Origin of the sequence: Pseudomonas spartinae, assembly GCF_965197125.1 — a bacterium.
Lineage (GTDB): Bacteria > Pseudomonadota > Gammaproteobacteria > Pseudomonadales > Pseudomonadaceae > Aquipseudomonas > Aquipseudomonas composti_A.
In genome coordinates this window covers 547,754-569,004 of record NZ_CBDAMB010000001.1, presented here as the reverse complement: position 1 = coordinate 569,004, position 21,251 = coordinate 547,754, and the positions used below count along the sequence as shown (strand labels likewise).

The window sequence follows — 21,251 nt, the reverse complement described above, 5'->3', positions numbered from 1 at the left end:
TGAACTCACCGCTCATGTTTCCTCTACTGCCGAGGCTCTACGTGGGTTGGTGAATGGGCATGCAAGTGTGATTGGTGGCATTGTGCCTTCAATGGCCATAGAAGCAGTTTAGTTGTTCCTGCGGCAATGGCTAGGAGCCCCGAGAAATAAATCTTTGCCTGTAAGGATGTCAGCTATGGTTCTTATCGGCTCGGGCCGCAAGGAAGAAGTCGGCGGATCGAGCGACTCCGTGATCACGCGACCATAATCGAAAAGGAATAGTCATGAGCGATCAGTCCTACATTGGTGCGATCAGTGGTTGGGCACCCAACTTCGCACCCCGTAACTGGGCCTTTTGCCAGGGGCAATTGCTGCCAATCAATCAGAACCAAGCGCTCTTTGCCGTCATCGGCACGACCTATGGGGGGAACGGCCAGAACAACTTCGCCCTGCCCAACCTGCAGGGCCGTGTACCCATGGGGGCAGGGCAGTCGCCAGGCACCACGCTGCATCCTCTGGGGCAGCAGGCAGGCCAGGAAACCATGACCCTGACACAACTGCAGATGCCCGCTCACAACCATGCTGCCACGGTCTCGGCCAGCGCCTCCTTGCCGACCAGCAGCGCTGCTGCCACCACGGCCACGCCGACAGCCAGCACCGTGTTGGCCAGTGCCTCCGGCGCTTATGGCCGCGAGTCAGTCGACGTGAAGATCTACGCGCCGGCCCCTGGTTCGGTCAGCCTACCCCTTAGCACGACGGCTACCGTGGCCGTGGGCGCTACAGGCGGCAACCAGCCTTTCTCCATCCTCCAGCCCTTCACCGTCATCAACTACATCATCTGCCTGCAAGGGATCTTCCCCCCACGCGATTGATGGCTCGAGGAGTATTGCAATGGATATCGACAGCTACATGGGGGTAGTCGCCCCCTTTGCTGGAAACTTCGCGCCGCGAGGCTGGATGACCTGTAGTGGGCAGCTTTTGTCGATTGCCCAGTTCGATGCACTGTTCTCTCTGCTAGGAACTACCTATGGAGGTAATGGCACCACCACTTTCGGTTTGCCCAACCTCAATGGGCGGGTCGCGGTGGGGGCCGGCGGGCAATATGAGCCTGGCGAGATGGCCGGGACCGAAAGCACCACACTGCTGCTGAACAACCTGCCCCAGCACCATCACGATGCCGTTGCTCAGGTGAACGTGGCCCTGCAGGAAGCGGACTCCCCCGCCACTGCAAGCCAGGCCTCGGCAACCAGCACGCCCGGGCAAAGCCTTGGCAACTATGGTCGCGAGGACGTAGCGGTACAGATCTACGCGCCCGCGCCAGGCTCTGTGCAGTTACCCGCGCAACTGCAGATGAGCGTTCAGCTAGCGGTCAGTGGTCAGAACCAGCCTGTGGGCATACTGCAGCCGGTACTGGCCCTGACGCAGTGCATCTGTGTCGTGGGGCTCTATCCAGAACGCCCTTGATCGGTCGCCACTATCAGGCCTAGTTGAACTGGGCCTGATAGTGGCGCAGGCCGTCGCCAGGGGAGACGATCGGGCTCAGGTAGAGCATGTATTCGCGGCCGCTGGCGCTCTTGAGGCGGTACTGTGCCTCCAGCAGCAGCACGTTCATGGGGGTGGTGAAGATCAGCGAGAAGGGCGTGCGATAACCGTTGTTCGCCACGGCTCCCTCTACCAGCCTGTGCAGGGTCAGTTGGACGGGATCGGGAACGGTCTCTGCCGTGAACAACTGGCCGATTTCCGCGTTGAAAGACCGAGCCTTGAGGCCTTGGGTATCGATGAGCATGGGTCACTCCCTGTGCTTAGGAATAATTGGCATTGCCTGCCAAGCAGGGGAAATATAGCAGCCCATGAACGAGATGAAGGCCGGCAGTGAGCTCCAGCGACGTGTTGCTAGTGAGGCCGACGAGCCCTGGCTGCGCCAGCTATTCGCCCAACTGCGGGGTCTGCAGCCTGAGCTGCTGGCAGCCTGTCCCCAATTGCTGGAGCAGCAATGGCAACTGCAGCGCCAGGTTTTCGCCAGTCATTACCCGGATGCCCGTACTGAGGTCGTACTGATCGATGCAGAGCCGGTCGGGGCACTCACCTGGCACGAGGGAGCGCAAGCCATTCGCCTGCTGGATATCGGCCTGCTGGAGCGCTACCGCGGGCAGGGCCTGGGAGAGCGCTTGCTGAAGGCGCTGATCGGCAAGGCCGACCTGCAGGGCAAGGCGCTGGAGCTGGCGGTGATGCGCCACAATCCCGCTCTGCGTCTCTACCAGCGGCTGGGGTTTCGTGCCCTATCCGGCGCGGAGGATGCGGTTCAGCTCCAGATGCGCCGCGAGCCGCAGTCAGCAGCCTGACGTACCTCAGAAACCACTCTCGCGTACGCCAAGTGCCGCGATCCGCCGCCAGGCGGCGCCCAGCAGCGACTGGCGTTCACCGTCCAGCACCACCATGCCGCGCAGGGGATGATCGGGGTGGATGTCGCCATCCAGCAGGGTCAGGCGTACGCCATATTGCGCCTGCACCGGTTCCGCACGGCGCTGTGCGTCGCGGCGTACAGCGATGGGGCCACCGTGATCGGAGCTGAGTGCTTCCAGCTCCAGGTAGGCGACGCCAGTGGCGTCCACCTCGTCCAGGCGCACTCGCATTGCCGGGCGTGCCGGATCGTCGGTGATGAAACGTCCCTCGTTACCCACTTCGATCCGCCAGAGACTTTCTTCGGCCAGATAACCGCGCAGGCGTAGCCCCGGCTCGACGATGCGCGCCAGCGCCTCGGCCGGATGCAGCCAGCGGTCAGGGGTCAGGTCGCGTTGCAGGTCGCGTACTGTGCCGGCCTGCGGGGCACGCAATTGCAGGCGCTCACGCTGGGCGGCCAAGCCGCGGTATTCGGCGACGGCCTCGGCCAGGCGTTGTTCGAGGATACCGGCATCGGCCGCCGTTTCGCTGCGTGCGGACTGGCGGCGTAGCTGTAACTGAAGAATGTCGATTTCGCGACGGACGATGGCCTGGCGCGAGTCGAGATCGGGTGAGTCCAGCTCCAGCAGCAGGTCGCCAGCCGCAACGCTCTGGCTGTCCTGCACGTGCACGGCTTTCAGGCGAGCGGCTACCGGCGCATGCAGGGCGCTGGTGCGTGACGCTTCGAGCAGGGCCGGTATTTCCACCGAGCTGCGCCAGGGCACCACCAGCACCAGCAGTACTGCACCAAGGGCGAGGCCGGTGATCAGTACCTTGCGCGAGTCAGCCTGCTCGCGGCGTTGCCACCACTCTCCCAGTTCGCGCCAGATGGGCAGACCGATGAACCAGAGCAGTTCCACCAGCATCAGGAAGATGCCGAGCACCTTGAAGAACAGGTGATAGACCGCTAGCGCGATACCAAGGAACAGGATTGCGCGCCATATCCAGGAACCGTAGCCCCAGATCAGCAGGCGCCGGGTCATGCTTGGCGACCAGGGTTCCGGTGCTGGCTCGCCATAGCCGAACAGAGCCTCACGCAAGCGCCAGCGGCACAGGGCGAAGGCGCGACTCTGCAGGTTGTCGACGCTCCACAGGTCGCTGATCAGAAAGTAACCATCGAAGCGCATGAAGGGGTTGAGGTTGATCACCAGGGTGGTGATCCAGGTGGCGCTGGCCAGCATGAACGCCGAAGTGCGCAGCGGGCCATCGGGCAGCAACGACCAGGCCAGCAGCGCCAGCACCGCCAACAGCAACTCGGCGAACACGCCGCCTGCACCGATCAGCAGCCGCGAGCGGCGGTCGCGCACGCGCCAGGCGTCGCTGACGTCGGTATAGAACATCGGCAGCATCACCATGAACGCCAGGCCCATGCTCTGTACCCGACAGCCGGCACGCTTGGCCATAAAGGCGTGGCCGAACTCGTGACAGAGCTTGGCGAACGTCAGTGCGACTCCGAAGGCCAGGGCTCCACCGAGGCTGAACAGGTGGGGGAAGGTGGCAAGAAAGCGCTGCCAGTCGCGCATCACCAGGAACAGTCCCAGGGCGAAGACCAGCGGCAGGCCCCAGCGCAGCAGCCAGGAACCGTGGCGTTCGAGCACGGGCCAGGCGCGGTTGAGGAAAGGATCGGGCCGCCACAGAGGAATGCGAAAGAACAGGTATTGATGCAGCACCCGTTTCCACGGACTTTGGCGCTGGGCGGCGGCTTTCATCGCGTAGCTGGCGCGCTGTTTGTCGTCCAGGGCGGCGATGAGGTCGTGGTTGCTGAGAAAACGCAGCATGTCCTCCAGTTCGGCCTGGCCCAATGGCAGGCCAGGTTCGGCATTGGCGGCGGCCAGAACGCGCTGCGGCTCGCCCAGTGTCCAGTGACGCAGCAGGCGTACGGCGGCGGCGCCGAGTTTGAAATAGCGACCGCGTAGCGGGTCTGCCAGCGTCCACTGTGGCGCGCCGTCAAGGCCGGGGGCTGCCGGCGACAGCTGCAGGTCGGGGCGCAGGGCAGGCAACATCAGAAACCCAGGCTCTGGCGGGCGGCGGCCAGGGGGCGACGCAGCAGGTAATAGGCCAGCGGGGCTCGCTCACCGAACAGCTTGGCGGTGCCTCGCAGCCCCACGCGCGGTGGCGCCTCGACGAAGCGCGCATCCAGGCGATAGGCCAACTGCCCGGCGGCGGTGGTCTGGGCTTCGTAGGCGGAGCGCTCAAGCTGCGCTGCATGGCGATTGAGCGGATCGCTGTCGAGAAACAGTGCCACTTCGGCACCCGGCTGCAGGGCAATGGCGTCACCCACGGGGAGTTCGATACGCAATTCGGCCTGGGTCGGGTCGGCGATCTGCATCAGCCGCTCGCCGGTCTGCACGGGCTTGCCGGTCAGGCGCTCGGCGTCGGCGAAAACCGCGATGCCCGCCCGCTCGGCGCGCACTTCGCTGCGAGCCAGCAGTTGCCGGGCATAGTCGCGCTCGGCACGCTTCTGCTCGACGCGCGCAGCCAGCAGGTCGAGGCGGGCGCTGGATTCGGCATCGGCAAAGGCGCGCTGGCTGTTGGCCTTGAGTTCGGCCTCTGCCACGCCCAGCGCGCGCTCCGCGACGTCAGCCTGGGCCTTGAGGCTGGTGGCATCGAAGCGCACCAGCAGGTCGCCGGTCGCGACGCTCTGGTTGGGTTTGACCAGGAACTCGGCGATCACGCCATCCAGCGGCGCGGCGACGACACGGCCGCCCAGCGGCACGACTTCGGCAGGCGCCAGTACCGACTGGCGCACCGGGATCAGCAACAGCAGCGAAAGTGCGGCCGCAACCGCCACCAGCTTCTTGCGTGGCCAGCGCATGCGCCAGGGCTTGTGTGGCTGCAGCGCCAGCCAGGCGTGAGCGTAGGTGTCGGCCAGCTGCCTGAGCAGCGACTGCTCGGCGTCGCTGAAAGGGTTGTCGCGGGCCAGCCACAGGCCGCCGAAGGTTTCGCCACTGCGATTTTTCAGCGGCAGCCAGTAGGCATGTGCGGCGGACAGATCGTTCATGTCCGCGCGCGTCTGTTCGTCCAGATGGCTGGGGTCGACGTTATGTCCCTCATCCAGACGTTCGTGCTTGAGCAGGGTCGCGCTGGCCCGTTCGACGAAGGCGACGAAGGGAGAATGCGCCTCCACCACGCTGATGCCGGTCAGCGCCTGCACCTTGCCGGCGATCAACAGCGCCGCATGGCGAAAACCGAACAATGCCTGGCCATCATTGACCATGGCGAAGGCCAGCTGTTCGCAGTTGGCGGCCTTGCGCGCCTGTTGCTCGAGGCCAAGAAACAGGGCGAAAACGCGCTCTGCCGTGCCGGGCAGTGGTGCGTTCATTCCGTCACCTGGAACTGGGCCGTACCACTCATGCCGGCGAGCAGGCCCTGGACGTCATCGGGCAGGCTACCGATCAGCAGCAGGGTCTGGCTGCCTTCATCGATACGTGCACCCAGGCGCTTGACCTTGGCCTTGATCGGCTTGCCGGTTTCGTCGGGGGTGAAGTCGAAGGTCTGCTCCGGCTGCAGGCGGCTGAGCCAGCTCGACGGCACCAGCAGGTAGATTTCCAGCGTGCCGTTGTCCACCACATCCAGCAGCGGAGTGCCGCTGGCCACACTCTCGTGGGGTTGGGCGCGGCGCAGAACCACGCGCCCATTGAAGGGCGCCGTGACGCTGCAGCGCTTCACCTGTACCTGGTACACCTGGGTTTCGGCCTGAGCTTGTGCCTGCCGAGCCTCGGCCAGTGCCACTTCGAAGCGACCCACCGAGTTGAGGGCGGCCAGCTGTTTCTTGTGGTTCAGCTCTTCGCGGGTAGCCCGAGCTGCAGCCTGGGCGGCATTGAGCTGAGCCTGATAGGCGCTGCAGTCGAAGCGCACCAGTACGTCGCCCTTGTTGAACTTCTGACCATCGCTGAACGGCATCTCGATGATACGGCCAGGCAGCTCGCTGGAAAGCACGGCCTGGTTGTGCGCGCGCAGTACACCACGGACCTGGCGCTCGGCGGATTGCGTGGCGACCGGCGTCAGTGAGTCGAGTAGTGGGTCTTCGGCGCAGGCCAGCGAGCTGAATGCAACGATCAGCAAGCCAAAGAGGGTGGGGAGAGGGCTGTGGCGCGGCATGGCATACGTCCTTGCATGGAGTCAGCGCAGTCTACGGTAGAAGCCGATCATGGCAAATTGGCCGTAACAGCGCATCTAGATGGTGCATGATGTCGACTCTGGTGCGCGCGCGGCCTGCTTCTGGTGCGCCAGGTCTCCGATCAGCCTAGCTGGCGTGAGGCCTGGGCCCTGGCATAAGTCTTGCGCTGCACTGGGTATCGTCCAGGCTAGCAGGAGGCCGCCGTGTCGATTCATGTCGCGCTGCATCATGTCACCCACTACCGCTACGACCGCGCGGTCAACCTCGGGCCGCAGGTCGTTCGTCTGCGGCCGGCGCCGCACAGCCGCACACGCATTCTTTCCTACTCGCTGAAGGTCGAGCCTGGCGAGCACTTCATCAACTGGCAGCAGGACCCGCAGGGCAACTACCTGGCGCGTCTGGTCTTCCCGGAGAAGACCCGCGAGCTGAAGGTCGAGGTGGATCTGGTCGCCGAGATGGCGGTGTTCAATCCCTTCGACTTTTTCCTCGAGCCCTACGCCGAGCGCATTCCCTTCACCTACACCGAAGGCGAGCAACGCGAGCTGGCGCCCTACCTGGTCAAGCTGCCAGCCACGCCGCTGTTCGCCAAGTACCTGGCGAGCATCTCCCGCGAACCGGTGCCGAGCATCGATTTCCTGGTGGCGCTGAATCAGCGTCTGTCGACCGATATCCAGTACCTGATTCGCATGGAGCCCGGCGTGCAGACGCCCGAGCAAAGCCTGGAGAACGCCTCCGGTTCCTGTCGCGATTCGGCCTGGCTGCTGGTGCAACTGATGCGCCACATGGGCCTGGCGGCGCGCTTCGTTTCCGGCTACCTGATTCAGCTCACGGCCGACGTCAAATCCCTCGACGGCCCCAGCGGTACCGACAAGGACTTCACCGACCTGCACGCCTGGTGCGAGGTGTACCTGCCCGGCGCCGGCTGGATCGGCCTCGATCCCACCAGCGGCCTGTTCGCTGGCGAAGGCCACATCCCGCTGGCGTGCAGCCCCGAGCCGTCTTCGGCGGCGCCGATCACCGGTGGGCTGGACGAGTGCGAGGTGGCGTTCGAGCACCTGATGAGCGTCGAGCGCGTGTGGGAGGCGCCACGCGTCACCAAGCCCTACAGCGAGGCGCAGTGGCAGGCGATCCAGGCGCTGGGACGGCAGATCGACGAGGATCTGCAGAAACATGACGTGCGCCTGACTATGGGCGGCGAGCCGACCTTCGTCGCCCTCGACTATCCCGATGACGACGAGTGGAACACGGCCGCTCTCGGCCCGAACAAGCGTCGCCTGGCTGCTGATCTGTTCTATCGCCTGCGTGAGCATTACGCGCCCAAGGCGCTGGTGCATTTCGGCCAGGGCAAGTGGTACCCGGGCGAGCAGTTGCCGCGCTGGTCGCTGAACTGCTTCTGGCGCCGCGACGGTGAGCCGCTGTGGCATGAGCCGAAGCTGCTGGCTGACGAGAAACGTGGCTATGGCGCCACCGCCGAGACCGCCGAGCGCTTCCTGGCGACTCTGGCCGCGCGCCTGAACGTGGATGCCGGCAACGTCTTTCCGGCCTATGAGGACTGGTTCTACTACCTGTGGCGCGAGCGCAAGCTGCCGGACAACGTCACTCCCGATGATCCGCGTCTGAGCGACCCGCTGGAGCGTGAACGCCTGCGCAAGGTGTTCGAGCAGGGCCTCGATAGCGTGGTCGGCCATGTGTTGCCACTGGCCCGCCAGGTGGTGGGCGAGGGCTGGCAGAGCGGGCGCTGGTTCTTGCGTGACGAGCACTGCCGCCTGCTGCCGGGTGATTCGGCGCTGGGTTACCGCCTGCCGCTGGATTCGTTGCCCTGGGTCAGCCAGGCCGATTACCCCTATATCAACCCGGTCGATCCCAGTCAGACGCTGCCGCCCTTGCCCAGCCCGGCGCAGGTCCAGCGCCAGTTGCGTGGTGTCTGGCGTGGCGCCAGCGCCAATGTGCAGAGCGTGCGCCCGGCCAGCGGGCAATCGGCTGCCGGTATCGTACGCACCGCGCTGTGTGCCGAGCCGCGCGAGGGCAGGCTGTACCTGTTCATGCCGCCGCTGAGCCACCTCGAGGATTATCTGGAGCTGGTCGCGGCCATCGAGGCTGTGGCTGCCGAGCTCAATTGCCCGGTGCTGATGGAAGGCTACGAGCCGCCGCTCGACCCGCGTCTGCAGTATTTTCGCGTCACCCCTGATCCGGGCGTGATCGAGGTGAATATCCATCCGGCGGCGAGCTGGGATGAGCTGGCCGAGCGTTGCGAGTTTCTCTACGAGGCGGCGCGTCAGTCGCGTCTGTCCAGCGAGAAGTTCATGATCGACGGGCGCCACACCGGCACCGGCGGCGGCAACCACTTCGTCCTCGGCGGGGCGACGCCGAGCGATTCGCCGTTCCTGCGCCGTCCCGATCTGCTGCGCAGCCTGATCAGCTACTGGCATAACCATCCGTCGCTGTCCTACCTGTTCAGCGGTCTGTTCATCGGCCCGACCTCGCAGGCGCCGCGCGTGGATGAGGCGCGCAACGATGCGCTGTACGAGCTGGAGATCGCCTTCGCGCAGATGCCCGAACCTGGCCGCGACTGCCCGCCGTGGCTGGTCGACCGCCTGCTGCGCAACCTGCTGGTGGATGTCACCGGCAATACCCACCGCGCCGAGTTCTGCATCGACAAGCTGTACTCGCCGGACTCGGCCAGCGGCCGCCTCGGCTTGCTGGAACTGCGCGCCTTCGAGATGCCGCCACACGCGCAGATGAGCCTGGCCCAGCAACTGCTGCTGCGTGCGCTGATCGCGCGCTTCTGGCAGGAGCCCTATCGCCCGGCCAAGCTGGTGCGCTGGGGCACCGAGTTGCACGACCGCTACCTGCTGCCGCATTTCGTCGAGCAGGACTTCGCCGACGTGCTGCAGGAACTGGGCTGCTTCGGCTATCGCCTGCGCAGCGAGTGGTTCGCCCCGCACTTCGAATTTCGCTTTCCCAAGGCTGGCGATTTCGCGGTCAAGGGCATCGACCTGGAGTTGCGCCAGGCGCTGGAGCCCTGGCATGTGCTGGGCGAGGAGGGGGCCACCGGCGGCACGGTACGGTATGTCGACTCGTCGCTGGAGCGCATGCAGGTCAAGGTGGCGGGGATGGCGCCGGATCGCTACGTGCTGACCTGCAACGGCGTACCGGTGCCGCTGCGGCCTACCGGCAAGGTCGGCGAGTTCGTCGGGGGCGTGCGTTTTCGTGCCTGGCAGCCGGCCAGTTGCCTGCAGCCGACCATCGGCGTGCACGCGCCACTGGTGTTCGATCTGATCGACACCTGGATGCAGCGCTCGCTGGGTGGTTGCCAGTACCATGTCGCGCATCCGGGCGGGCGCAACTACGACAGCCTGCCGGTCAACGCCTACGAGGCCGAGAGCCGGCGCCTGGCGCGCTTCTTCCGATTGGGCCACAGCCCAGGCAAGCGCCCGGCCCTGCAACCGATAGACAATAATGAACTGCCGATGACCCTGGATCTGCGTCGAGTTTGACGTTGATCCCTTCTGTGGGAGGGGCTTTAGCCGCGAACCGTCGCCGCTGAAGCGCCTCCCACAGATGCGGCACATCAACCTGCGTCACGCTGCACCGCCTTGCCACTGCCGAGCCTGCCATGCACGACCTGCTAGCCGATTATCCGCCCCCTGCCGGGGCCTACCACGAACTGCTCGACGCCAAGGGCAACGTGCGCCCGCACTGGCGCCGCCTTTACGAGCAACTGGCGCGCAGCCGCCCGGAACATCTGGCGCAGCGCGAGGCCATGCTGGCGCGGCAGATTCAGGAGAACGGCGTCACCTACAACGTCTATGCCGACCCCGAAGGCGCGGATCGCCCGTGGGAACTGGATCTGCTGCCCAACCTGATCCCCGCTGACGAGTGGCAGCAGATCGCCGCCGGCGTGGCGCAGCGTGCCACCTTGCTCAACCGCGTGCTGGCCGATCTCTACGGCCCGCAAAAGCTGATCGCCGAAGGCCTGCTGCCGACCGAACTGGTGTTCGGTCACAACAATTTCCTCTGGCCCTGCCAGGGCATGCAGGCGCCGGGCGGCACCTGGCTGCATCTGTATGCGGTGGATCTGGCCCGCGCGCCGGACGGCCGCTGGTGGGTCACTGCCGACCGTACCCAGGCACCGTCGGGTGCAGGCTACGCGCTGGAGAACCGGCAGATCGTCTCGCGCGCCTTCCCCGAGCTGTACCGCGACCTGCGCGTGCAGTACCTGGCCGGCTTCTTCCGCACCCTGCAGGACACCCTGGCGCGTCAGGCGCCCAGCGGTGGCGAGACGCCGCTGGTGGTGCTGCTGACGCCGGGGCGCTTCAACGAGAGCTATTTCGAGCACCTGTACCTGGCGCGCCAACTCGGCTACCCGCTGGTCGAGGGCAGCGACCTGACCGTGCGCGACGCCACCCTCTACCTCAAGACCCTGGCCGGTCTGCGCCGCGTGCACGCGGTGCTGCGTCGTCTCGACGACGATTATTGCGACCCGCTGGAGCTGCGCACCGATTCGGCGCTTGGCGTGCCCGGCCTGCTCGAGGCCGTGCGTCGTGGTCGCGTGCTGGTGGCCAATGCCCTGGGCAGTGGGGTGCTGGAGTCGCCTGGCTTGCCCGGTTTCCTGCCGGCGATCAGTGAACACCTGCTCGGCGAAGAGTTGCTGTTGCCGTCCATCGCCAGTTGGTGGTGCGGCGAGCCGCCGGTGCTGGACGAGGCACTGGAGAAGCTCGACCAATTGCTGGTGCGTCCGGCGTTCCCCTCGCAGAGTTTCACCCCGGTGTTCGGCCGTGACCTGGACGAGGCGCAGCGGGCCAAGTTGGCCGAGCGCCTCAAGCTGCGCCCGTATGCCTATGTGGCGCAGGCGCGGGCCAAGCTGTCGCAGGCGCCGGTGTGGGATGGCAGTGGCTTGCAGCCGCGCGCCATCGGCATGCGCGTGTTCGCCGTGGCTAGCGCCGACGGCTACCGGGTGATGCCCGGTGGCCTGACCCGCGTCGCCGCCGAGGCCGATGCCGAGGTGGTGTCGATGCAGCGCGGCGGCGCGAGCAAGGACACCTGGGTGCTTGGCACCCGCCAGAGTGGTGCCGAACCCTGGCAGACGCAGCGCACTCTCGGCACTGCCGATCTGGTGCGCAGCGACCCCTTCCTGCCCTCGCGCGTGGTGGAAAACCTGTTCTGGTTTGGCCGTTACGCCGAGCGCTGCGAGGGCAGCGCGCGCCTGCTGCGTATCATGCTGGCGCGCTACGTCGACGATGACGATGACCCGCAGGCGCTGCAGAGCGCTCTTGCACTGGCGCAGGACCTGGGCCTGCTGGCTGATCCGGAGGAGGGCGAGCTGGAGGCGCGCCTGCTACAGGCATTGCTCGGCAGTGATTGGCCCGCCAGCCTGCGCGCCAACCTGCAGCGTCTGCAATGGGCTGCCGGCAGCGTGCGCGGCAAGCTGTCCCAGGCCAACTGGCAGGCGCTGGTCGAGCTGCAGCGCGAGGCGCAACTGCTCGAAGACCAGCCGGCCGATTTCGGCGAGCTGCTGGACTTTCTCAACCGCCTGTTGATGTCGCTGGCGGCGCTTTCCGGTTTCGCCCTCGACGACATGACCCGCGACGACGGCTGGCGCTTTCTGATGTTCGGTCGCTACATCGAGCGCCTGCAGTTTCTCTGCGACAGTTTCGCCGGCTTCCTGCGCAGCGGCTCGGCTACCGACCAGTCGGCGCTGGAGTGGCTGCTGGAGCTGGGCAACAGCAGCATCACCTACCGCACCCGCTACCTGGCCTCGGCGCAACTGATTCCGGTGCTTGATCTGCTCCTGCTGGACGAGCAGAACCCGCATGCGGTGCTGTTCCAGCTGCGTACCCTGTTGCGCTCGCTGCAGGGCGTCAGCGAACGTTTCGAACTGCCGGCCGAGCGCTACCTGGCGTACCTGGAGGAGCAGCTCACGGCCTTCAACCTGGCCAGCCTGGAAAACCCGTTGTTCGGCCCCGGCAGCACCCGTGCCGTGCTCGAGGGCCTGGCCGACCTGCTGGTGGCCATCAGCGAAGCCGCCGGAGCGGTATCCGATCACCTTGGGCTGCGCTTCTTCGCTCATGTCGATGTCAGCCAACGGACGCAATCCTCATGAGCCGTGCGCTTTATCAGGTTCTTCACGACACCCATTACCGCTACTCGGCGCCGGTATCCCTGGCCCAGCAACTGGCGCATCTGTGGCCGCGCGAATGCCCCTGGCAGCGTTGCCAGGAAAAGCAGCTGCGCATCGACCCGCAGCCCTGCCAGCGCCGCGACGGCCTCGACGTGTTCGGCAACCCATTGACGCGCCTGGTGTTCGAGCGCCCGCACGAGGCGCTCAGCGTCAGTGCGCGGTTGCGCGTCGAGGTGCTGGCGCGCCCGCCTTTGGCTCTCGACGACTCGCCGAGCTGGGAAGCCGCCAGCGCGGCGCTCAGCTACAGCGGCGCACGTATGGAGCCGGCCTTGCTCGAGGCATCACGCTACCGCTTCGAGTCGCCCTATGTGCGCCTCAAGCAGGTCTTCGCCGATTTCGCCGACGATTGCTTCACCCCGGGTCGTCCGCTGTTGCAGGCCGGCCAGGCGTTGATGCAGAAGATCTTCGAGGAATTCAGCTTCGATGCCGCTGCCACCCAGGTCGCGACGCCACTGCTGCAGGTGCTGGAAGAGAGGCGCGGCGTCTGCCAGGACTTCGCCCACCTGATGCTCGCCTGCCTGCGCTCGCGCGGCCTGGCGGCGCGCTATGTCAGCGGCTACCTGCTGACCCAGCCGCCCCCCGGCCAGCCACGGCTGATCGGTGCGGATGCCTCGCACGCCTGGATCTCGCTGTATTGCCCGCGTCAGGGCTGGGTGGATTTCGATCCGACCAACAACGTGCGCCCGGCGCTGGAGCACATCACCCTGGCCTGGGGGCGGGATTTCTCCGATGTATCGCCGCTGCGTGGGGTGATCCTCGGTGGCGGCAGTCATGATCCCGAAGTGCAGGTAACGGTGCTGCCGCTGGCAGGGTAGCGGGGCGGCAGTTGTACACGGAATCTGTGGGTAACTCTGTACACAAATTCTGGAACAAGCGCTGCAAACCTGTGGTTTCGGGCCTTTCAGGGGATTGTTCAGCTTTTCGCCAGGCAGACGAAATAGACTGGGGCTGGGCAGAAAAAATCAATGAAACCAGAGGCTTGCCCGGTTCGCTCGGACGAATCTGGCGCGCTCTGCAGCGCTCATGCGCTTATCCACGAAAAGTGTGGAGCAACCTGTGGATAAGCTTGGGGGCAATGCTTGCAGGCGGCGTGAACCAAGGGCTGCAGAGCATTGCGCGCGCTTTGATCGTCTACTCGGTTTTGGCTGGGCGGACAGCCTGCCACAGCCGGCCGACCAGGTTGACCAGAGGCAGCGTCAGCAGGCCGGCCAGGATGCCGAGCAAGGCATGGAGCAGGGTGGGCACGATCAGCGGCAGCCAGTGCCCGGCATCGCGTGCGACCCACTCGGCAGCATGATGAACGGCCGCCTCCACTGGCGGCAGGCCATGGCTGAGGATGCCGCCACCGACCATGAACATTGCTGCGGTACCAACCACCGAAAGCGTCTTCATCAGCCAGGGCGCCAGGCCCAGGATGCCGCGACCACAGGCCTGGGTGAACGCGCTGGTACGCTGGCTGAGGTAGAGGCCGGCGTCGTCCAGTTTGACGATCCCGGCGACCAGTCCGTAGACGCCTGCTGTCATCACCAGCGCGATGCCGCTGAGCACCAGTAGCTGATTGATAAAACTGGCAGTCGCCACCGTACCCAGGGTGATGGCGATGATTTCCGCCGAGAGGATGAAGTCGGTACGCACGGCGCCACGAATCTTGTCGCGTTCGAACGCCACCAGATCGACCTCCGGGTCGGCGATGGCCTCCAGGCGCGCCTGCTTATCATCATCCTGGTGGCGGTGCAGCAGCTTGTGCACGAGTTTTTCTGCACCCTCGAAACAGAGGAACAGGCCGCCGAGCATCAGCAGTGGCACCACCAGCCAGGGCGCCACGGCGCTGATCAGCAGTGCGGCGGGCACCAGAATCGCCTTGTTCAGCAGCGAGCCCTTGGCCACTGCCCAGACCACCGGCAGCTCGCGGTCGGCGCGCACCCCGGTGACCTGCTGGGCATTGAGCGCGAGATCGTCACCCAGCACGCCGGCAGTCTTGCGCGCGGCGACCTTGGTCATGGTGGCGACATCGTCGAGTACGGTGCTGATATCGTCGATCAGCGCGAGCAGGCTGCTTCCGGCCATGTTGCGGCTTCCTTGGTGGAGGGCCGCAGAGCGTAGCATTGTGTTACATCCCTGCGTACCGGCTCAGACGGGCGAGCGATCCACCCACTTCGGCGCCACGCTGGGGCTCCACTCGCTCAGGGCGTCGAGCAGATGGCGTGGGCTATCGGCAATCTGCAGCATGTCGCGGTGCTGCGGGCGGACGAAGCGCTCGGCGACCAGGTGATCGAGAAAATCGCCAAGCTTGCTGTAGAAACCGTTGACCTCCAGCAAGCCCAGTGGCTTGGCGTGATAGCCCAGTTGGCCCCAGGTCCATACCTCAAACAATTCTTCCAGGGTGCCGAGGCCGCCGGGCAGGGCAATGAAGGCGTCGGCCAACTCGGCCATGCGCGCCTTGCGCGCGTGCATGCCATCCACCACTTCCAGGCAGGTCAGGCCACGATGGCCGATCTCGGCACGCTCCAGGCTCTGCGGAATGATGCCGATCACCTCGCCGCCGGCGTTGAGGGCCGCATCGGCCACCACGCCCATCAGGCCGACGGCGCCGCCGCCATAGATCAGGCGCAGGCCGCGCTCGGCCAGGTGCTGGCCAAGCGCTTCGGCCGCTTCACGGTAGATGGGGCTGGCGCCAGGACTGGCACCACAGAAGACACAGACGCTACGCAGGGTCATGAACAGGCTCCTCGACTGAAGCCGTCAAGGGTAACCGGGGCGCCGTGGCACGACCAAGAGTCAGTGGCGCGTATCAATGCCGCAGGTGGCGCAGGCGTAGCTGGCGAGCAGTTGCTTGAGCAGGTCGTTGATGTGCATGGCGCGGCTTCCTGACGCGGGGATATGTGTTTCAGGCTAGTCCGCTTGCTGGTGCCGCGCCGTTAAATTGTTTCGATGATGGCGATAGACGCGCTGTGATCAGACCAACTCCATCGCACTCATGCCGGCCAGGCCCAGCAGCGCCGCGCCGCAGGCGGCGTAGGTGAGGCGGTGCCAGAGCAGCGAAGCGGCGCGGCGGAACCAGTCCACCAGGCCCGCGCAGATGAAGCACCAAAGCACCGAAGAGACCATGAAACCGGCGAAGAACACCGCCAGATGGGTGGGTGTCGGCTGAGCGACGCCGATGGCCGCCATCGCGCCTCCCATGGCGGCCCAGTAAACGATGTTCTGCGGATTGGTCAGCGACAGCGCGGCACCGGCCGCGAAGGCGCCGCCAGCAGCTAACTGGACATCCTCGCTGGGTTGCGGCGGACGGTGAGCATCGCGCAGCGACTGATAGCCGAGCCAGGCCAGATACAGGGCACTGGCCAGCGTCAGCGGATAGCGAATCTGCGCACTGTCGAGCAGCAGCGCCAGCCCGGTCAGGCCGATCGCGGCCCAGGTGGCGTCGCCTACCAGTGAGCCGATCTGCACCAGCAGCGCAGGTCTGTAGCCGTCACGCAGGCCGCGGCGCAGGGTTTCGCTGAAAACGGCACCGGGAGCTGCGTTGAATACGAAGCCGAGCAGCATGGCGGCGAGGAAAAAGCTGAACATGGAGCGTCCTTACTAGGCAGGGAAAAGAAGGCTAATTCGCTTAGCAGGCAGCATGCCAGTCTGAAAAATAAAGTTTTCCACGAAGGCTGTGGGAATAGTTGTGGATAAGCTGGTGGTGTCTGGCTGTAGCGCTTGTATCACAGCGTTCTCGGCTTGCTGGTGAAGATTTGAGCAGTGAGTTTTTTCCTTTGTATACAGAGGCTTGACAGTTTTTAGCGAAGCTGTAGAGGCGCTTCGTATTTGTCCACGGCAGCTGTGGGTGATGTTGTGGATAACTTATGTACCTATTGCTGCAGGCCACGAATTAAGCAGGCTCCAGCGCTTTGCTGGAATTTTGATCAAGGCTGTTCGAGGCGATTTTGGGTTGAGGTAGAGCGGGTTTTGTCCAGCTTTTTTTGGGCGCAGCAGCAGAGCTGAGTGGATTATCCCCGGATGCTGTTGATCATGCTGTGGATAAGCTGGTGATAGATCGCAGTGCTCGCCACGGCGGCAGGGTTCTCGGCCGCCGTGTTGGTCTTCTTCTCGGCTTATTCGCTGGGTAGCGCACTCAGTTGCGTGGAGCGGCCGAGCAGCTGCAGCGCGCGATCCGGGTAGTCGGTGATCAGACCATTGGCACCCATTTCCAGTAGTTGGCGCATGCCGGGTTGCTCGTTGATCGTCCCCAGGTACACGTGCAGGCCGCGAGCCTGGGCATTGCGAAGCAGGCGCGGCGTAGCCAGGTTCATGTGCGGCTGGGCAATCTGCAGCACCGAGTAGGACGGTGACAGCAGGTCGCTCAGCCCCAGCCAGTTCAGGGTCTGCAACAGGCGCAGCGAGACCGGCCCGCCCGCCGTCGCGACCTCCGGGCAAAGTTGGCGAAAACGCTGCAGGCTGCGTTCATGAGCGCTGGCCACGATGACGCGGTCGAGTTGGTCGTAGGCTGCCAGCATCTCGCAGAGCACGGCCTCCATGCCGACATCGGGCACCTTGATTTCCAGCATCTTGGGTGTCAGCGGAAAACGTTCGAACACCTCGTCCAGCGCCGCGATGCGCGTGCCCTGGCCTCGGTAGGGATAACTCTGGCCGCCGTCGGCCGTCCAGGTGTAGCCGGCGTCGAGCGCTTGCAGCTCGGCGAGGCTGAAATGCGCGACCTCGCCCTGGCCATTGGTGGTGCGTTCCAGGGTGTCGTCGTGGATCAGCACCAGCCTGGCGTCCTGGCTCAGCTGCAGATCCATTTCCAGCATGTCGACGCCAAGGGCAGTGGCGCGCTCGAAGGCGAACAGGGTGTTCTCGGGCCACAGGCCCATGCCGCCACGATGGGCGATGACCAGCGGGCGCTGGCCGAGATCTTCGAGCAGCGCAGGTGTGCTCGCCGGTTTGCTGATCAGTGCCAGTAGCAGCATGACGCCGCCGATCAGCAGCAGTGGAGCGATCAGAAATCGAGTGAGGCGCAGCATGGGGCAAGGTCTCGAAACCGGTTCGGGACTTTGTGCCCCAGTACAGGGGCATTGGCAAGCGTTGTGGCTCTTGGGGTGCCGAGCCCGGCGCGGCGAGGTGCGGCGCACCCTATCCCTCAGGGTGCACCATGCGCAGCACCGTACCGCTTGGCAGAGAAGTTACCCGCGCTCAGCTGGCCAGCAACCAGACACCAGTCGCTGCCGAGGCGGCACCGGCGATGCGCACCAGCGGCGCCGCCGCTTGTGGCAGGAAACGCACCAGTGCGAAGCCGATGACGTGCAGGGCCGCGGTGGCGAAGATGAAGCCGATGGCATAGCCGAAGGGGCTGGCCAGGTCCGGCAGCTCCAGCCCGTGGGCGACGCCATGGGTCAAGGCGAAGAGGGCGGTCAATGCCATGGATACTGCCATCGGCAAACGCGCGGCCACGGCCACCAGCAGGCCGAAAGCCAGAACCGAGCCGGCGATGCCGGTTTCCATCAGCGGCATCTGCACGCCAGCGAAGCCGAGCAGGCCGCCGATCAGCATGCTGCCGACGAAGGTCAGCGGCAGTGCCCAACGCGCCGCACCGCTTTGCTGAGCGGCCCACAGGCCGACGGCGAGCATCGCCAGCAGGTGGTCCAGACCGAACACCGGGTGGGCCAGGCCGGCCATCAGGCCGGACTCACCGTGCCCGGGGTGGGCGAAGGCCAGCGCGGGGGTGCAGAACAGGGCGATGGCGTAGAGGGTTTTGCGCAGATTCATGAGCTTCTTTCTCCTTGACGGGAATCAGGCCGTGCTGAGCATGCCTTGGCGTTCGATGAAGGCGATGATCTCGTCGAGACCCTGGCCAACTTTCTGGTTGCTGAAGACGAAGGGCTTGTCGCCGCGCATCTTCAGGGTGTCGCGTTCCATGACCTCCAGCGAGGCGCCGACCATCGGGGCCAGGTCGACCTTGTTGATCACCAGCAGGTCGGATTTGCAGATGCCGGGGCCGCCCTTGCGCGGCAGCTTGTCGCCGGCCGATACGTCGATCACGTACAGGGTCAGGTCGGACAGCTCGGGACTGAAGGTGGCGGAGAGGTTGTCACCGCCGGACTCGACGATGATCAGGTCCAGACCCGGGAAGCGGCGGTTGAGTTGTTCCACGGCTTCCAGGTTGATCGAGGCGTCTTCGCGGATGGCGGTGTGCGGGCAGCCGCCGGTTTCCACGCCGATGATGCGTTCGGGTTCCAGCGCCTCGTTGCGCACCAGGAACTGGGCGTCTTCCTGGGTGTAGATGTCGTTGGTGACCACGGCGATGTTGTAGCGCTCGCGCAGGGCGCGGCACAGGGCCAGGGTCAGGGCGGTCTTGCCGGAACCGACCGGGCCGCCGATGCCGACACGCAGGGGTTGGCTGTTCATTTGCTGTTGTTCCTCGTCAGGAGCGGAAGAGACGCGAGTACTGGCGCTCGTGCGCCATGCTCGCCAGGGCCAGGCCGAACACGGCGCTGCCCCAGTGTTCGGGGGAAAGGCTGGCGGCCTGCTGCTGGGCAGCATCGAGCTGCGGCAGCAGGCGGCTGGTCAGGCGCTGGGCGGCCTGCTGGCCGAGTGGCAGCACCTTCATCAGTACGGCGAGCTGGTTTTCCAGCCAGCCCCAGAGCCAGGCGGCCAGGGCGTCATCCGGGGTGATCTGCCAGGCGCGTGCCGCCAGTGCCCAGGCCAGGGCCAGGCCGGGTTCATCCTGGGTTGCGAGCAGCTTGCGCGCCGCTTCGTCCAGCTCGGGCAGGCCGTCGAGCAGTTGCCGCAGCGAGTAGCCCATCTGCCGGCTTTCCAGGGCCAGTTCGCGAGTTTCGCGGCTGGCGCGGTGCTGCTCGGCCAGCGTCTGCAGCTCTGCCCAATCAGCGTTTGCGGCGGCGCGGCAGTGAGCGAGCAGCAACGGCGCTTCGAAACGGGCGAGGTTGAGCGCGAGCTGATCGGCCAGCCAGCGCTCGGCGCTCTCTGCATCGCTGACCAGACCGCTGTCGATGGCCCATTCCAGACCTTGCGAATAGCTGTAGCCACCGATGGGCAGCTGCGGGCTGGCCAGGCGCAACAATGCCCAGGCGGGTTTCATGACGCGGCTCCGGTGCGTCCTGCGCGGTTCGACCTCACTTGCGGACACCGAACTGGTGCAGGCGCGGGCCGTAGTTGAACTCCTCGTCACCATGATGGGAGTGATGATGACCGCCGCCGTAGGCTCCCTGCTCGGGCTGATACGGCGCCTCGATGGCTTCGACCAGGGCGCCGAGCTGCTCCAGCATCGCCTTGAGTACATAGTCGTCGGGCAGGCGCAGCCAGCCGTCGCCCAGCTGCAGGGCGACGTGGCGGTTGCCCAGGTGGTAGGCAGCGCGCATCAGCTCGAAGGAGCTGGCGCAGGTGACGTGCAGCAGCGGCTCGGCCTTGGCGCGCACGCGCACGATGCGACCGTCCTTGGCCTGCAGGCATTCGCCATCGGCCAGTGCCGGCTGGCCGCGTTCGAGGAACAGACCAACCTCTTCACCTGTGGTGGTGAAGCAGCGCAGACGACTTTTGCTGCGCGCCTCGAAGGTCAGTTCCAGTTCAGCGCTGTAATCGGTTTGCGGCGCGATTCGGGTGTGGATCACCAGCATGTGCATCTATTCCGGGGCAATGTGCCCGGAAATAGTGCAAGTGGCTTGCCAAGGCGCAAGCGTGCCGCAGCGCGGCGCATTTCTGCGCGCTGTGGATAACTTGGTGAGGCGGTCAGGATTTATTTGGTGCGTTTTCGTCTGCTTTGCACGATTGTGGTGCACTCTGCTCGGCAGGCTTGCCTGGGCCCAGCCAATGCTTGCCACCGACCATGATGAAGCGCAGCTGCTGGATGACCTTGGCTTCCGCCGTGAGGTGGGCAGGCAGGGTTTCGGCGGGCGGGTCGATCAGCTCGGGCAGGGTGGCGAACACGGTCTTGACCACCAGATCGGAAACCACGTCGAGCGCTGCATCGCCGAGGTGCGGCATGCGGTTCATCAGCTTGAGGTCGGCGGCCAGATCACTGGTGATGCGTTCGCGCAGGGCTGCGATGGCCTGACGTACCGGCTGTGAACCGCCGTACTGTTCGCGAGCCAGGAACAGGAACTGGCCGTGGTTGGCGGCTACCTCGGCGAGGAAGATACGTACCGAGGCGTCGATCATGCCGCGCATCTCGAACTCGTGGCGGCGTACCTGGCGAATCGCCGCGCGAAAGGTCTCGCCGACCTCCGCTACCAGCGCCAGGCCCAGTTCGTCCATGTCCGCGAAGTGACGGTAGAAACCGGTGGGCACGATGCCGGCGACGCGCGTCACTTCGCGCAGGCTCAGGCTGCCAAAACCGCGGCCACTCTCCATCAGGGTGAGCGCGGCGTCCATCAGGGCCTGGCGGGTCTGCTGCTTCTGTTCGGCGCGTGGCGTCATGCGAGATCGAGTCATTGAGCGATGGCGCACTCTAGCAAATGCGGGCAGTGAGCGTCGAACCGCATACGGTCTTCCAGTGTACAAGTGTTGACTGAGTGGCGGGCGCCTGCGAGCATTGTG

General features: G+C 65.4%; 19 protein-coding genes. 6 read left to right on the top strand and 13 right to left on the bottom strand.

The window, feature by feature from the left end; genetic code table 11:
- Positions 1-263: 263 nt before the first annotated feature.
- Positions 264-851, top strand: a complete 588-nt coding sequence (locus tag ACN8M7_RS02665) for a phage tail protein (protein ID WP_490259682.1) — start codon at positions 264-266, stop codon at positions 849-851.
- 19 nt (positions 852-870) lie between these two features.
- Positions 871-1,443: a phage tail protein gene (locus tag ACN8M7_RS02660; protein WP_490259681.1), complete on the top strand. Its 573-nt coding sequence runs from the start codon at positions 871-873 to the stop codon at positions 1,441-1,443.
- 19 nt (positions 1,444-1,462) lie between these two features.
- On the opposite strand, the gene ACN8M7_RS02655 is transcribed toward ACN8M7_RS02660, so the two are convergent.
- Entirely contained in the window at positions 1,463-1,765 is a 303-nt protein-coding gene (locus ACN8M7_RS02655) for a DUF6916 family protein (RefSeq protein ID WP_061237465.1), read from the bottom strand.
- Between the two features lie 64 nt (positions 1,766-1,829).
- Here ACN8M7_RS02655 and ACN8M7_RS02650 point away from each other — a divergent pair, with 64 nt between their 5' ends.
- Positions 1,830-2,321: a GNAT family N-acetyltransferase gene (locus ACN8M7_RS02650; protein ID WP_061237466.1), complete on the top strand. Its 492-nt coding sequence runs from the start codon at positions 1,830-1,832 to the stop codon at positions 2,319-2,321.
- A gap of 6 nt (positions 2,322-2,327) precedes the next feature.
- On the opposite strand, the gene ACN8M7_RS02645 is transcribed toward ACN8M7_RS02650, so the two are convergent.
- The 3 genes from ACN8M7_RS02645 to ACN8M7_RS02635 are packed head-to-tail and all read right to left on the bottom strand — an operon-like array spanning position 2,328 to position 6,519.
- Entirely contained in the window at positions 2,328-4,424 is a 2,097-nt protein-coding gene (locus ACN8M7_RS02645) for an efflux RND transporter periplasmic adaptor subunit (RefSeq protein WP_490259824.1), read from the bottom strand.
- A complete protein-coding gene (locus ACN8M7_RS02640; protein ID WP_490259680.1) occupies positions 4,421-5,740 on the bottom strand; it encodes an efflux RND transporter periplasmic adaptor subunit in 1,320 nt (439 codons plus the stop codon). The genes ACN8M7_RS02645 and ACN8M7_RS02640 overlap by 4 nt, the downstream gene beginning before the upstream one ends.
- The gene (locus tag ACN8M7_RS02635; RefSeq protein ID WP_061237469.1) at positions 5,737-6,519 is read right to left on the bottom strand and encodes an efflux RND transporter periplasmic adaptor subunit; all 783 of its coding nucleotides are present in this window, start codon (positions 6,517-6,519) and stop codon (positions 5,737-5,739) included. The genes ACN8M7_RS02640 and ACN8M7_RS02635 overlap by 4 nt, the downstream gene beginning before the upstream one ends.
- Positions 6,520-6,741: 222 nt before the next feature.
- Here ACN8M7_RS02635 and ACN8M7_RS02630 point away from each other — a divergent pair, with 222 nt between their 5' ends.
- The 3 genes from ACN8M7_RS02630 to ACN8M7_RS02620 all read left to right on the top strand — a co-directional run bounded on the left by ACN8M7_RS02630 (position 6,742) and on the right by ACN8M7_RS02620 (position 13,534).
- Entirely contained in the window at positions 6,742-10,035 is a 3,294-nt protein-coding gene (locus tag ACN8M7_RS02630; protein ID WP_490259679.1) for a transglutaminase family protein, read from the top strand.
- 119 nt (positions 10,036-10,154) lie between these two features.
- Complete coding sequence (locus tag ACN8M7_RS02625) at positions 10,155-12,641, top strand: circularly permuted type 2 ATP-grasp protein (protein ID WP_490259678.1); 2,487 nt, start codon at positions 10,155-10,157, stop codon at positions 12,639-12,641.
- On the top strand, positions 12,638-13,534 hold the full coding sequence (locus ACN8M7_RS02620) for a transglutaminase family protein (RefSeq protein WP_490259677.1): 897 nt from the start codon (positions 12,638-12,640) through the stop codon (positions 13,532-13,534). Before ACN8M7_RS02625 ends, ACN8M7_RS02620 begins: the two co-directional genes overlap by 4 nt.
- A gap of 316 nt (positions 13,535-13,850) precedes the next feature.
- On the opposite strand, the gene ACN8M7_RS02615 is transcribed toward ACN8M7_RS02620, so the two are convergent.
- The 9 genes from ACN8M7_RS02615 to fabR form a co-directional block, all read right to left on the bottom strand.
- On the bottom strand, positions 13,851-14,786 hold the full coding sequence (locus ACN8M7_RS02615) for a DUF808 domain-containing protein (protein ID WP_490259676.1): 936 nt from the start codon (positions 14,784-14,786) through the stop codon (positions 13,851-13,853).
- Between the two features lie 63 nt (positions 14,787-14,849).
- Positions 14,850-15,437, bottom strand: a complete 588-nt coding sequence (locus ACN8M7_RS02610) for a cytokinin riboside 5'-monophosphate phosphoribohydrolase (RefSeq protein ID WP_490259675.1) — start codon at positions 15,435-15,437, stop codon at positions 14,850-14,852.
- Between the two features lie 237 nt (positions 15,438-15,674).
- Positions 15,675-16,289: a LysE family transporter gene (locus tag ACN8M7_RS02605; protein ID WP_490259674.1), complete on the bottom strand. Its 615-nt coding sequence runs from the start codon at positions 16,287-16,289 to the stop codon at positions 15,675-15,677.
- 527 nt (positions 16,290-16,816) lie between these two features.
- Positions 16,817-17,725: a glycerophosphodiester phosphodiesterase family protein gene (locus ACN8M7_RS02600; RefSeq protein WP_490259673.1), complete on the bottom strand. Its 909-nt coding sequence runs from the start codon at positions 17,723-17,725 to the stop codon at positions 16,817-16,819.
- A 169-nt stretch (positions 17,726-17,894) separates the two neighbouring features.
- On the bottom strand, positions 17,895-18,467 hold the full coding sequence (locus tag ACN8M7_RS02595) for a HupE/UreJ family protein (protein ID WP_490259672.1): 573 nt from the start codon (positions 18,465-18,467) through the stop codon (positions 17,895-17,897).
- A gap of 24 nt (positions 18,468-18,491) precedes the next feature.
- Complete coding sequence (gene ureG / locus ACN8M7_RS02590) at positions 18,492-19,106, bottom strand: urease accessory protein UreG (protein ID WP_490259671.1); 615 nt, start codon at positions 19,104-19,106, stop codon at positions 18,492-18,494.
- Positions 19,107-19,122: 16 nt separating this feature from the next.
- Positions 19,123-19,797, bottom strand: a complete 675-nt coding sequence (locus ACN8M7_RS02585; RefSeq protein ID WP_061237479.1) for an urease accessory protein UreF — start codon at positions 19,795-19,797, stop codon at positions 19,123-19,125.
- A 34-nt stretch (positions 19,798-19,831) separates the two neighbouring features.
- Positions 19,832-20,332: an urease accessory protein UreE gene (gene ureE / locus ACN8M7_RS02580; protein WP_061237480.1), complete on the bottom strand. Its 501-nt coding sequence runs from the start codon at positions 20,330-20,332 to the stop codon at positions 19,832-19,834.
- Positions 20,333-20,444: 112 nt separating this feature from the next.
- On the bottom strand, positions 20,445-21,131 hold the full coding sequence (gene fabR / locus ACN8M7_RS02575; protein ID WP_490259670.1) for an HTH-type transcriptional repressor FabR: 687 nt from the start codon (positions 21,129-21,131) through the stop codon (positions 20,445-20,447).
- Positions 21,132-21,251: the final 120 nt, after the last annotated feature.

Excerpts from the sequence above, each read along its gene's own strand:
- ACN8M7_RS02665 (WP_490259682.1), top strand. The coding sequence starts at position 264 with ATGAGCGATCAGTCCTACATTGGTGCGATCAGTGGTTGGGCACCCAAC.
- ACN8M7_RS02660 (WP_490259681.1), top strand. The coding sequence starts at position 871 with ATGGATATCGACAGCTACATGGGGGTAGTCGCCCCCTTTGCTGGAAAC.
- ACN8M7_RS02655 (WP_061237465.1), bottom strand. The coding sequence starts at position 1,765 with ATGCTCATCGATACCCAAGGCCTCAAGGCTCGGTCTTTCAACGCGGAA.
- ACN8M7_RS02650 (WP_061237466.1), top strand. The coding sequence starts at position 1,830 with ATGAACGAGATGAAGGCCGGCAGTGAGCTCCAGCGACGTGTTGCTAGT.
- ACN8M7_RS02640 (WP_490259680.1), bottom strand. The coding sequence starts at position 5,740 with ATGAACGCACCACTGCCCGGCACGGCAGAGCGCGTTTTCGCCCTGTTT.
- ACN8M7_RS02635 (WP_061237469.1), bottom strand. The coding sequence starts at position 6,519 with ATGCCGCGCCACAGCCCTCTCCCCACCCTCTTTGGCTTGCTGATCGTT.
- ACN8M7_RS02625 (WP_490259678.1), top strand. The coding sequence starts at position 10,155 with ATGCACGACCTGCTAGCCGATTATCCGCCCCCTGCCGGGGCCTACCAC.
- ACN8M7_RS02620 (WP_490259677.1), top strand. The coding sequence starts at position 12,638 with ATGAGCCGTGCGCTTTATCAGGTTCTTCACGACACCCATTACCGCTAC.
- ACN8M7_RS02615 (WP_490259676.1), bottom strand. The coding sequence starts at position 14,786 with ATGGCCGGAAGCAGCCTGCTCGCGCTGATCGACGATATCAGCACCGTA.
- ACN8M7_RS02610 (WP_490259675.1), bottom strand. The coding sequence starts at position 15,437 with ATGACCCTGCGTAGCGTCTGTGTCTTCTGTGGTGCCAGTCCTGGCGCC.
- ACN8M7_RS02605 (WP_490259674.1), bottom strand. The coding sequence starts at position 16,289 with ATGTTCAGCTTTTTCCTCGCCGCCATGCTGCTCGGCTTCGTATTCAAC.
- ACN8M7_RS02600 (WP_490259673.1), bottom strand. The coding sequence starts at position 17,725 with ATGCTGCGCCTCACTCGATTTCTGATCGCTCCACTGCTGCTGATCGGC.
- ACN8M7_RS02595 (WP_490259672.1), bottom strand. The coding sequence starts at position 18,467 with ATGAATCTGCGCAAAACCCTCTACGCCATCGCCCTGTTCTGCACCCCC.
- ureG (WP_490259671.1), bottom strand. The coding sequence starts at position 19,106 with ATGAACAGCCAACCCCTGCGTGTCGGCATCGGCGGCCCGGTCGGTTCC.
- ACN8M7_RS02585 (WP_061237479.1), bottom strand. The coding sequence starts at position 19,797 with ATGAAACCCGCCTGGGCATTGTTGCGCCTGGCCAGCCCGCAGCTGCCC.
- ureE (WP_061237480.1), bottom strand. The coding sequence starts at position 20,332 with ATGCTGGTGATCCACACCCGAATCGCGCCGCAAACCGATTACAGCGCT.
- fabR (WP_490259670.1), bottom strand. The coding sequence starts at position 21,131 with ATGACGCCACGCGCCGAACAGAAGCAGCAGACCCGCCAGGCCCTGATG.